Here is a 9,879-nt window from a genome sequence, read left to right as displayed (position 1 = left end):
AAAACTTGAAATAATTTCAGTTTTTTTACGCTGTTAAAATACAATTTTGTCAATTAATTACCAAATTTTCGTAAAAGGAGTTTAGTGTGGTTGATTTCCACTACAGGATGCTCGCTTTCCATGGGGCGAGACCTGAGCCTCCTCGTCACGTTCGTTCCTGTGGGGTCTCAGCCTTCCCGCATATCCCATAGGAGTCGAGCAGCCTTCCGTTCCAATCAACTTATTCATCAAAAAAAGTTTACATTCAAAACCTAATTTAATTTCCTTTTACTTAAAGTAGCATACAAGCTTGTTAATCTGTTTGCAGTCAACTATTAAAGAATTTCTATATATCAATAATCTCTAGTAATTGTTTATTCTTGAGAAATTAAATAATATTTAAGAGCTAAAAAAATTTTTTAAAAATAAGTTCAAAAGTTTATTTTTATTAGTTGATGTTCATAGATTAACATTTAAAATCATTATTAGGTCATCAAAAAATAAATTATAAAATCAATTAGGTTTACTTAATATACGTTTGACTATTTTATATTTTCAAGAATAAAAGAAACCTCAGTTTTAAACAAACTTGAGGTTTCTTTTATGTTGTCTACTCATTAATAAATTATATATAAATACTTAAGCTTACATTAAACTTGAGGTTTCAAAAATTTTTCTGTTAATGCGCTATTCACACAATCCGGTACTAAGTCTTTTACATTTCCACCATATTTTGCGACTTCTTTTACGATTGAAGAACTTAGGAATGAATATTGATTATTTGTCATTACAAAAAATGTGTCAATTTCATCTACTAATTTTTTGTTCATTGCTGTAATTTGCATTTCATATTCAAAGTCTGATACTGCTCTTAGGCCTCTTAATATTGCAGAAGCGTTAATTTTTTTCGCATAATCCATTAATAGACCACTAAATGAATCGACGCGTACATTTGGAATTGCACTCGTAGCTTCCGTAATTAATTCTTTTCTTTCTTCTAAAGTAAATAAAGAATTTTTGGCTGAGTTATTTAATACGACAACAATTACCTCATCAAACACTCTTGCTCCACGTTTAATAATATCTAAATGTCCTAAAGTAATTGGATCAAAACTTCCAGGACAAACAGCAATACGTTTCATCTTGTACCCCCTAAAAATTACTCCATACAAATATGATACACTGATACGCCACAAATTCCATATTTTTCTGCTTTTGTTCGTACAAATTTCCCTATTTTTTCTGGTAATTCGACATCTGTAGCATGTTCTACTAATATTGTCCCATCTGATGCAAGTAGATTTTTTTCATCAAAAGTTTCAATTAATGATACGATTTGTTGCTTTTTATAAGGAGGATCTAAAATAATTAAATCAAATTGGATCTCTCTTTTAATAATTGCTTTAACAGCTCTCTCAGCGTCATTTCGATATACTTCAGCACAATCAGTTAGATTACAAGTTGCTAAGTTTTCTTTAATCGTCTTAATCGCCTTCATTTCACGATCTACAATAATCGCTTTTTCAATCCCTCTACTTAATGCCTCAATTGATAGTCCACCACTACCACCGAATAAATCTAATACAATACCACCTTCAAAGTAAGGTCCAATTATATTAAACATTGCTTCTTTTACTTTATCGGTTGTCGGTCTAGTACTCATACCAGGTACTGCCTTTAAACTTAATCCTTTATTTTTTCCTGACACTACTCTCATTTAATTTACACCTACTATATATTTCAATTTACGAAAATATCCTATCATAATTTCACTAAAACGAAAAACATTTCTTTCCATATTCTTCTACTAATGTATAAAATCATCCACTTTGGAAATAATTAATTTTAACAACATCTCAGTTGATGTTGTTGCCAACCGCGGAGAAGACTTACGTTTCCCCATAAGTTCTTCCTCCGGTTTCTCCTCTCCCTTTGCCTTCTTTTAAGTGATTACACTTTAATAAGAGGGGCCCTGCAAATGCGGGGTTTTTTTTTATGCTTTTATCCTGTAGAATAAATGTTGCATTTATTACCATACTTTGTTTGAAATACTCGTAAAGTATTTACGTTTTAAGGGGGAACACTCATGATTCAACGCATGATTGAAATTGGAGAAGGATACTCAGATTTATATGAACTATTTGAAATTGCTAAATCGCAAAAAGATAGAGTTAAATTTTTACTTAAATTAACATCTGAAAATAAAGGCTCAAAATGCTGTTCTTTTGCTGTTATCTTAAGCCCTACTTCTATTGGCGAATTCCAACCAATATATTATTGTAGAGAAGGAATTACATTAAAAGAAGATTCAGTTACAAAACGTGAAGTGTTGTTTGAAGAATTAGCTACAACTTTAAACAAAGAAATCATCACATTACAAATTAGACACTCAAGCTCATTTCATGAAAACGATTTATTCCATCAATATATTATCGGAATTTTACGCTTAAATCACTTAATTCCTCCTATGAAATAACTAGATTAGAAATAGGATTTACTATTTTCTAATCTTTCTCATAAAGTAAAAAGAATATTAGGGAGAGCTTTTCCTATCCCTAACTCTCAACCATACCACAAGAAAAACGATTGAACGGTTTTTAATTCAGATAGGTTACCCCTTCTAAATTAATTATCCATTCAATCGTTTTTAATCTACTTGATAATCATATTCCTTTGCTTCGTCTGGTTTTGCATTTTCGTACTCAGTCTTAATAAAAGGTTTATATGACAATTCAATTCGTTTCACAAAATGAAATTTTTTCAATCTCTCTATTGTTCGATCTATATCATCCATATTGCAATATAGGACTACGTATTTCAAACGTTTAGAGACAAAGTGAATATTTCCAAATTTACGTAACATTTTTGCTTGTTTTAATGATTGTAAATAAATAATAATACCTTGTCTTTGCACGAACATAGCTTTCTCCTTTAAAAATCCGTTAGAACTAGAATATCATATCCCAAATTTCTTTTGCAATGAAACTTTCATAAATAGTTTTTAGAAAGGATTGAAAATTATGTTAGATGATGTTTGGGAGCAATTTTTAAACTGTATTTCAAATTATAAACAAATTAATCAATTTTCAAACAAACAAATTTGTGGTGCCAATTTCCTATATATTCAGACAGACCATCAACAGACCGAAGAAGCGATCAAAAAACTACTGATTGATTGCGCTAGAACCATTACTGAACAGTTTAAACTAATTTACCGAGTTGAATTTATTCGTAAAGAAAATAATAACTTCGTATTTAAACATCGATTTTACGTTCCGAATAAAAAAATGTTTTGTTGTGGAAATAATTGCGCTAACTGTACTAGGTTCAGAAAATGAATTTTATTAAAAAAAAGACTCATTATTAAATAATGAGCCTTTCAATATAATTTATTACCTCGTTTTACATCCACACTTTCCACCTGTACCACATCCACCAGTACTACATCCTCCACCTGTATTTACGAAGAATGGATTACCCGCTGGAACTTTTACAGAAGGCGAAACAGCTTGAGCAATTAAATAGCTAGTCTCATCTAAAAGTAATTGGACCTGATCTTCCGCTTGCTTAAAAGCAGCGATTGTATCGTTTAATTGAAGTTCTCTTTTAACTTCACTCATTTTTTTACGAATTTCTTTATAATCTGGATGATATTTTCCAAATCTTTGAACATCCTCATATAAATCCTTCGTCTTCATAAAACGGCTAATAATTTCTTGCGCAGTTTTATCATTATTTAGTGCAATATATGAAGTTCGATACTGATCTGCAACATCCGATTGCACGATCATTGAAGCAAGTTCTTCTGAGACTGTTATAAGTTGCAAGGTTTCCATTGTTGCATACATTTCCTTACACCTCCAAGAATAAACTATATCACATTTAATTCCGTAAATAAAAGAACTTGTCCTAAGCTTTTATGTGATCAGAAATATTAAATTCATTTATCTTCCATTTACCATCTTTAAATTCAATAAAATTTGCACAAGCATTTTTTAATTTTGTCCTAAAATTAACTTTCTCAGGATCAATTGCATGTAAAATAGCCTTAATCGTATGAGAATGTGCAACAATTACAATTCGTTTACCTTCATAATTTTGGGCAATGTCTTTTAATGCACTAAAAGCTCGATCAATTAATTCTTCATTTGTTTCCATTCCTTCTACATTATTATTATAAATGTTTTCATGAACATCGGAAATAGGTTTTCCACTAGCTTCACCAAATTCTCTTTCAAGAAAACGTTCATCCTCTATAATCTCATCAATTTTAGAAAACTCTGCAATTGCCTGTGCAGTTTGTTTCGCCCTAACTAAAGGACTTGTAATAACCCGATCCCACTTTTGATCACTTAAAAACAATGCACTATCATTCGCCTGTTGTTTACCTACCGTATTTAAAGGAATATCTTCTCTTCCTTGAATTATATTATTAAAATTCCAATCAGTTTGTCCATGTCTTACTAAACAAATTTCTGTCATAACTACTACTCCTTTTTAAAACTTGCTTTCTTTATTGTAGCAAAAAGCTATGACAGATTGAATTATTATCCTTTTTTAATCTTCTTTTGATTCAGTATCAGAGGATTCACTACTAGTACTTTGTTGATCCTTTAATACATGGAACATGTCAATCATAAATGATGCCATTTGAACTTGATTTGACAATTTATCAACTCGTTGTGGAATAGTTTTACCAAAAAACTCAAGGGATGCCAGTCTAAACTCATCAGTAAGCTCAGGATTTCTTGAAAGTTTACGATACCATTTTGGTTGTTGTCTTAAAAACTTCAAATAATCTTCCTCACTCTGAAGAAATTCTAATACATCTTTTCTCACTTTAGATCTCCTCAATCCTGTCTAAAATTAAATTGTTGTGACGCTGGCTTTTCTTCTCTTTGATTAGTTGAAGCAGCTGGAGATTTAAATTGTGAAATGAGCTGTTGAATATTAGTTAAAGTGGAGTTTACACTTGTTAAATGACCTTGAATTTGATCTGGATCTAAATTTTTTACAAAAGAAATGACTTTTCCAACATATCCTTCTTCTGATTGTTCCGTTTTGGCAGTTTTCTTTTGAGACCTTGTATTATTGTCATTTCTATATTCATCCCACATTTCATGGTCTTCACCTTTGTAATACCAATCTTCAAAATATTGTTGCCATGTTTTTTTACCCGTTTTTACTTCCTCACGAAGTTTTGGGTGTTCCATAACGAATTGCCTAAATTGTTCGATAGATGGACGATTATTTTCATTTCCCATTCATATCACTCCAATTAAAAGCATTTACTACAAAATTATGTCTTTCGAATAATTTTGTGCTTGTATGGAAATAAAAAAATCAAGCACAAACTTTCGCTTTTGCTTGATTTCGCTATTATTTTATAAAATTTTGGGTGTAATATTTATTAAAGGCTCCAACTCCAAGTGTGGAATATTCTTTTTTATACATATTTACACGATGACCTTTACTATTAATCCATCCATATACAGATGCTATACCATCTACATAATTAGCAGAAATATTTTCGCCAGCAATTCTGTATGGAACATTTGCATCATTTAAACGATCAGCTAGACTACCATATAAATTAGAATAGTGATCAAAATATTTATTTTGAACCATATCTTTACTATGTCCTAAAGCTACTTTGGCAGCATCAGCATTCCAAGTTAAAGTACTTAAATTCATTCTTTTACGATAAACATTCGTTAAGTTAAATATCTGTCTCTCTTCTTCACGATCAATAATTGCTTCTTGCAATGTATTTAATTTCTTTGCATTTATTAAATTTCCACTATAAATTAGCTCGTACGGTTTTTGCTTAACTAAAGTTTCTGGAGATAAATATCGAACACCTAATAAACTTCCAGTAAAACGGTCAAAATAAAGTTGAGCAAAACAATTATTTAATGAAACAAGTGGACGTTCGTGTAAATCGGTTGTCGATAATTTAAATGTGTATTGATTACTTAAAATCGAAAAAGAGACTTTATCATGTAATGCTACATTATCCATTGTTTCTTCATAGTGGCTCCCCATCACAAATGGGGTTATATCAACTTTATTACCAGCAACAAAAATGGTTACAACTTTGCCATTAAGTACACCAAATTGAGTATACTTAGTAGCATCCTTATCATAAACAAGCCAATCGTAGTCATATTGAGAAGGAACTTTTCTTGACGGTTTACCAAAGGTTTTTAAAATTTCTTGTTCACTTTTACCAATATACTGAGAAACGGAGTATGTAACTTTTTCAGTACTTGCATTTTCGATCATTGGCATATTCACTTCTTCTACTTTCTGATATTGTTTAAATGATGAAATGTTGGTGATCCAATCTTTAATAAGTGGACTGAACATAAAAACTGTTATAAAACTTATTGTAAAAAAGAAAAGTTTTATAAGCTTTTCCATTTAGATCTTCCCTTCCCAATTGTTAACTCTATGTTTATATATCCATTGTAGCCAAATTATTCAAAAAAATATATAAATTAGTTAAAATACATTTATCAGCTTTTCATTGCTAATTATTGTCATAGATAATATTATATTAATAGGGATTTTTTCTAAGTAATTTAGGGGGTAATAACATGAAATTTGAGAATACAAATTTAGAAAACCATGTATTAAATGTAAATTTATTAACTGAAATCATGGAAGAATTAGGCTTTGTCCTTGCTGGTCAATGGGATTACGAAAGAGTAACTTACGATTATAAATTTGAACAACGTAATGAAATCTACTACTTACGCGTTCAAGGTTTCGCAGTAGAAGGACATGTAGAGTCAAGTAAAGGTAAAATCCAATTACTTACTCCACTTTTAGGTAAATACTATTATCCTCACGGTGTAGAGTACGGAGAAGGCGAAAACTTCCCTGAAAGTATCGTTGATAAAAGTAAAGAATTACTTAAAAAAGCTGAAGAGCAAATTTCTCTAGTAAGCAAGTTCATTATTCTATAATTATTAAAAAGAGTGAGTAAAAGAAGTACAACTTCTTTTACTCACTCTTTTATTTTTTACTTAAAATCCTAAAACAGCTTTAATAACTGAAGTAGTGTCTCCACCTTTGTAGAAAACGTATAATAGACAATAAACGAATACACCTGTAATTGCAGTAAAAAACCAAATAATACTAGTAATCGGTCCAATTTTTTTGTGTAGTTTTAATTTGTTTTTAAATCCTGAAATAATCGATACTAGACCAAATACTCCGCCAGTTGTAGCTAAGAATATATGGAAAAATAAAAATATATGATAATACAGCTTTAAACTTTTTGGTCCCCCAAAAGAAGTATTTCCGATAAAGATTGTTCTCGTTGCATATACAATGAAAAACGAGAGTGCAAAGACTCCAGCAAAGAACATAACTTTCTTATGTCCCTCTATATTTCTTTTTGCAATAAGAGACCAGCCGATTGCAACTAATATGGCACTAATTACAATAAAGCTTGTACTTATTGTTGGTAAAATTGGTAACGAATTCAAAATTTCCACCCCTACGATTTTTTAAGCAATAACGGATTACTACTGATTGGATCAATTTTATTTCCATTTTGTTCTCTTTTAGCCCATTTGAAAAAATTATAACCAATAACAGATCCATAAACTATTTCCTGGATAATTTTCATGATAACTCCGCCAACCTGCTGATCTTCCCTAGCTGACATAAAGTTAAATACTTCTGGACCTGAAATATTTAGAGATTTTAATAAATCTGGTGATACGCAAAGTTCCATCGCTTTACTCCATAATACTGGATCATTATAAGTCGCGTAAAATGGATGTCCTGCAAAAATAATAAGTGCACACGCTGGTGTTAATAAAATACCATTTCCAAACATATAACCAATTTTTTGGATATCAGAAAGTGTTTGTCTCTCAGGTAAGTTATTAATAACAGGAAACCACATAAATACTGCCATGAAAAATAATATATTTGTAAAAAAGAAATGATAGACATTATTCGTTTTTACAGTATCAAATACTAATGGATAATGGTAAATCGAAAATACTACATTAAAAATAAGTAAAGCAATTAATGGTTTTGTAGCAAAAGTAAAAAACGAATTAACGAATTTTGGTTTAAGTATGTTTCTCCATAACCAATTTGGAATCCCATTAATAAGAAAGATCGGTGCAACTAAGTATAATACTGCCATTTCAGTCATATGTGCACTAAAAATTATATGACCGATTAAATCGATTGGACTGCCTTGTGCGGTGTAAACTAACAAAATTCCAATTACGAAATACACCTTTTGTTTAGTCTCAGTAACATGGTTTTTATCTTTAAATTTATTAATTATGTAAAAATAACCTAAAATGACTAAAACTAAAAACACAAATAAATATGGACTCCAAAGTGCTTTAAACCCGAACATCCCTAAGCTAATCATGAATGCACACCCTTTAATTATTCTATTCACACTTATTATTTTTACCTAATGTTTAAATTAATATTGAACTATGTAAATATTGTGTAGATTTAGAACTATAAACAAAAACTTCACAAAATCAAAAAAAATTTAAACATTACTTCTATCATATAATATTTAATGAAATTATCCAAACTATTATACTACTAAATTATATAACAGTAATAACGGTTTATTCAAATTAAAATACGATTTGAAAACGTTATTCATTTTTAAATGATGGGTATTTATAGTGAATGAAATCTAGGGTGTACACTTTCTGTGAGGTCTTACGGCATCCTGCTTTTCCCAAAAGAGGCAAGCCTTTATATTCCAATCTACATTTCTATTATTAATAATTCATTTTGCTCCACGTTTTGATACTAGCAAAGCCAATGCAGCAGCTAAAAACCCAGCGGTCAGTTTACCGACAATCAGTGGAATGACAAAATTCTTTTCCACACCCGCTACAAATCCTAAGTGACTGCCAAAAACAAATGCGCCGCTTACGGCAAATGCGGTATTTATTACTTTCCCACGGTCATCCATCTGATGCATTGTCGCAAACATAGGAATGTGGTGGGCGAAGGAGGCAATGAATCCACCTAATGCTTGTTGATTCATACCTAGCTTATTTCCGAGTAATGCAAAAGGCTTCTGTAATACTTTTACTAGCACAAAAACAAAAGGAAACGCACCGGCAAGTATGATCGTTATTTTTCCAACAGTTATAAAGCCTTCCGAAAGCGGCATCATACCTGGAATAATAGTAATACCTGTTAATGTTTTAATGATAATCGAGACAAGACCAATGATAATAACGATTTCAATTCCTTTTCCAAACCATTTAAAACCACGAATCATCACCGATTGAGCAGATAGCATCCCAATGCCAATCAAGACAGAAATCAGAATAGAGGGAACTAAATTTTTCAGCATCCATATAAAGCCAAATCCTGCAACAAATCCTCCCGCTAAACATCCAAATGGAATAGTCATTAGCCCAATTAAAATACCTTTAGCAAAAAAGGGGTGATCATTTTTATGAACGATGCTTAAAGCAACTGGAATGGTAAAAACAATGGTTGGCCCCATCATTGTTCCTAAAAACACCCAAGAAAAAAAAGCAGCATCACTTGATTGAGCCATTTCATTTGCTAATGAGTAACCACCCATATCAAGAGCTAAAAACGTGGATGAAAACATCGATGGATCTGCTCCAAGGAATTGGTAGACAGGGGATACAATCGGTGTTAACCATTTTGCTAATACAGGTGATAGTGAGATCATGCCAACCATTGAAAGGGCAAGTGGTCCCATAGATTGGAAGGCTTCCTTAAATTTTTGTCCGACTCCATACCGATTACCAATCAGATAATCGATTGCACCTAGGACCATAAATCCTGTCATGATATATAAGATGATTTCATTCATATCGAAAATGCCCCCATTCAAAATAAAGGTCATCTTTATAA

14 protein-coding genes are annotated in these 9,879 nt (G+C 31.1%); 3 read left to right on the top strand and 11 right to left on the bottom strand.

Annotation, left to right across the window (positions count from 1 at the left end; translation table 11 throughout):
• Window positions 1-629: 629 nt before the first annotated feature.
• Complete coding sequence (coaD, locus tag ABEY15_RS08565) at window positions 630-1,121, bottom strand: pantetheine-phosphate adenylyltransferase (RefSeq protein ID WP_056468441.1); 492 nt, start codon at window positions 1,119-1,121, stop codon at window positions 630-632.
• A 17-nt stretch (window positions 1,122-1,138) separates the two neighbouring features.
• Window positions 1,139-1,696 carry a 16S rRNA (guanine(966)-N(2))-methyltransferase RsmD gene (rsmD, locus tag ABEY15_RS08560; protein WP_091022079.1) on the bottom strand — a complete coding sequence of 186 codons (558 nt, stop codon included), beginning with the start codon at window positions 1,694-1,696 and terminating at the stop codon, window positions 1,139-1,141.
• Between the two features lie 369 nt (window positions 1,697-2,065).
• On the opposite strand from rsmD, the gene ABEY15_RS08555 reads away from it, so the two are divergent.
• Window positions 2,066-2,455 (top strand): DUF7147 family protein, encoded by a 390-nt coding sequence (locus ABEY15_RS08555; protein WP_429889647.1) that lies wholly within the window; start codon window positions 2,066-2,068, stop codon window positions 2,453-2,455.
• A gap of 171 nt (window positions 2,456-2,626) precedes the next feature.
• On the opposite strand, the gene ABEY15_RS08550 is transcribed toward ABEY15_RS08555, so the two are convergent.
• Complete coding sequence (locus tag ABEY15_RS08550; protein WP_056468449.1) at window positions 2,627-2,899, bottom strand: YlbG family protein; 273 nt, start codon at window positions 2,897-2,899, stop codon at window positions 2,627-2,629.
• A gap of 100 nt (window positions 2,900-2,999) precedes the next feature.
• On the opposite strand from ABEY15_RS08550, the gene ABEY15_RS08545 reads away from it, so the two are divergent.
• Window positions 3,000-3,317, top strand: coding sequence for a hypothetical protein (locus tag ABEY15_RS08545; RefSeq protein ID WP_429889646.1), 318 nt, complete (start codon window positions 3,000-3,002; stop codon window positions 3,315-3,317).
• A 54-nt stretch (window positions 3,318-3,371) separates the two neighbouring features.
• Here ABEY15_RS08545 and ABEY15_RS08540 read toward each other — a convergent pair whose 3' ends face one another.
• The 5 genes from ABEY15_RS08540 to ABEY15_RS08520 all read right to left on the bottom strand — a co-directional run bounded on the left by ABEY15_RS08540 (window position 3,372) and on the right by ABEY15_RS08520 (window position 6,402).
• Window positions 3,372-3,827: a YlbF family regulator gene (locus ABEY15_RS08540; RefSeq protein WP_056468453.1), complete on the bottom strand. Its 456-nt coding sequence runs from the start codon at window positions 3,825-3,827 to the stop codon at window positions 3,372-3,374.
• A gap of 61 nt (window positions 3,828-3,888) precedes the next feature.
• A complete protein-coding gene (locus ABEY15_RS08535; RefSeq protein WP_429889645.1) occupies window positions 3,889-4,461 on the bottom strand; it encodes a histidine phosphatase family protein in 573 nt (190 codons plus the stop codon).
• Window positions 4,462-4,536: 75 nt separating this feature from the next.
• Window positions 4,537-4,818 (bottom strand): YlbE-like family protein, encoded by a 282-nt coding sequence (locus tag ABEY15_RS08530; protein WP_097975645.1) that lies wholly within the window; start codon window positions 4,816-4,818, stop codon window positions 4,537-4,539.
• Between the two features lie 11 nt (window positions 4,819-4,829).
• On the bottom strand, window positions 4,830-5,243 hold the full coding sequence (locus tag ABEY15_RS08525) for a YlbD family protein (RefSeq protein ID WP_429889644.1): 414 nt from the start codon (window positions 5,241-5,243) through the stop codon (window positions 4,830-4,832).
• Window positions 5,244-5,358: 115 nt separating this feature from the next.
• Window positions 5,359-6,402 (bottom strand): CAP domain-containing protein, encoded by a 1,044-nt coding sequence (locus ABEY15_RS08520; RefSeq protein ID WP_429889643.1) that lies wholly within the window; start codon window positions 6,400-6,402, stop codon window positions 5,359-5,361.
• Between the two features lie 176 nt (window positions 6,403-6,578).
• On the opposite strand from ABEY15_RS08520, the gene ABEY15_RS08515 reads away from it, so the two are divergent.
• Window positions 6,579-6,950, top strand: coding sequence for a YugN family protein (locus ABEY15_RS08515; protein ID WP_069035575.1), 372 nt, complete (start codon window positions 6,579-6,581; stop codon window positions 6,948-6,950).
• Window positions 6,951-7,010: 60 nt separating this feature from the next.
• On the opposite strand, the gene ABEY15_RS08510 is transcribed toward ABEY15_RS08515, so the two are convergent.
• The 3 genes from ABEY15_RS08510 to eutH all read right to left on the bottom strand — a co-directional run bounded on the left by ABEY15_RS08510 (window position 7,011) and on the right by eutH (window position 9,838).
• Entirely contained in the window at window positions 7,011-7,475 is a 465-nt protein-coding gene (locus ABEY15_RS08510; RefSeq protein ID WP_098427073.1) for a DUF420 domain-containing protein, read from the bottom strand.
• A gap of 11 nt (window positions 7,476-7,486) precedes the next feature.
• Window positions 7,487-8,386 carry a cytochrome c oxidase assembly factor CtaG gene (gene ctaG, locus ABEY15_RS08505; RefSeq protein WP_429889642.1) on the bottom strand — a complete coding sequence of 300 codons (900 nt, stop codon included), beginning with the start codon at window positions 8,384-8,386 and terminating at the stop codon, window positions 7,487-7,489.
• Between the two features lie 378 nt (window positions 8,387-8,764).
• Window positions 8,765-9,838 (bottom strand): ethanolamine utilization protein EutH, encoded by a 1,074-nt coding sequence (eutH, locus tag ABEY15_RS08500; protein ID WP_429889641.1) that lies wholly within the window; start codon window positions 9,836-9,838, stop codon window positions 8,765-8,767.
• Between the last annotated feature and the right edge of the window lie 41 nt (window positions 9,839-9,879).

Source organism: Gottfriedia acidiceleris, from assembly GCF_050457485.1.
GTDB lineage: Bacteria > Bacillota > Bacilli > Bacillales > Bacillaceae_G > Gottfriedia > Gottfriedia acidiceleris_D.
This window is presented reverse-complemented; position numbering and strand designations above follow the sequence as displayed.

Coding starts and splice junctions, on each gene's coding strand:
- coaD (WP_056468441.1), bottom strand. CDS start 1,121: ATGAAACGTATTGCTGTTTGTCCTGGAAGTTTTGATCCAATTACTTTA.
- rsmD (WP_091022079.1), bottom strand. CDS start 1,696: ATGAGAGTAGTGTCAGGAAAAAATAAAGGATTAAGTTTAAAGGCAGTA.
- ABEY15_RS08555 (WP_429889647.1), top strand. CDS start 2,066: ATGATTCAACGCATGATTGAAATTGGAGAAGGATACTCAGATTTATAT.
- ABEY15_RS08550 (WP_056468449.1), bottom strand. CDS start 2,899: ATGTTCGTGCAAAGACAAGGTATTATTATTTATTTACAATCATTAAAA.
- ABEY15_RS08545 (WP_429889646.1), top strand. CDS start 3,000: ATGTTAGATGATGTTTGGGAGCAATTTTTAAACTGTATTTCAAATTAT.
- ABEY15_RS08540 (WP_056468453.1), bottom strand. CDS start 3,827: ATGTATGCAACAATGGAAACCTTGCAACTTATAACAGTCTCAGAAGAA.
- ABEY15_RS08535 (WP_429889645.1), bottom strand. CDS start 4,461: ATGACAGAAATTTGTTTAGTAAGACATGGACAAACTGATTGGAATTTT.
- ABEY15_RS08525 (WP_429889644.1), bottom strand. CDS start 5,243: ATGGGAAATGAAAATAATCGTCCATCTATCGAACAATTTAGGCAATTC.
- ABEY15_RS08520 (WP_429889643.1), bottom strand. CDS start 6,402: ATGGAAAAGCTTATAAAACTTTTCTTTTTTACAATAAGTTTTATAACA.
- ABEY15_RS08515 (WP_069035575.1), top strand. CDS start 6,579: ATGAAATTTGAGAATACAAATTTAGAAAACCATGTATTAAATGTAAAT.
- ctaG (WP_429889642.1), bottom strand. CDS start 8,386: ATGATTAGCTTAGGGATGTTCGGGTTTAAAGCACTTTGGAGTCCATAT.
- eutH (WP_429889641.1), bottom strand. CDS start 9,838: ATGAATGAAATCATCTTATATATCATGACAGGATTTATGGTCCTAGGT.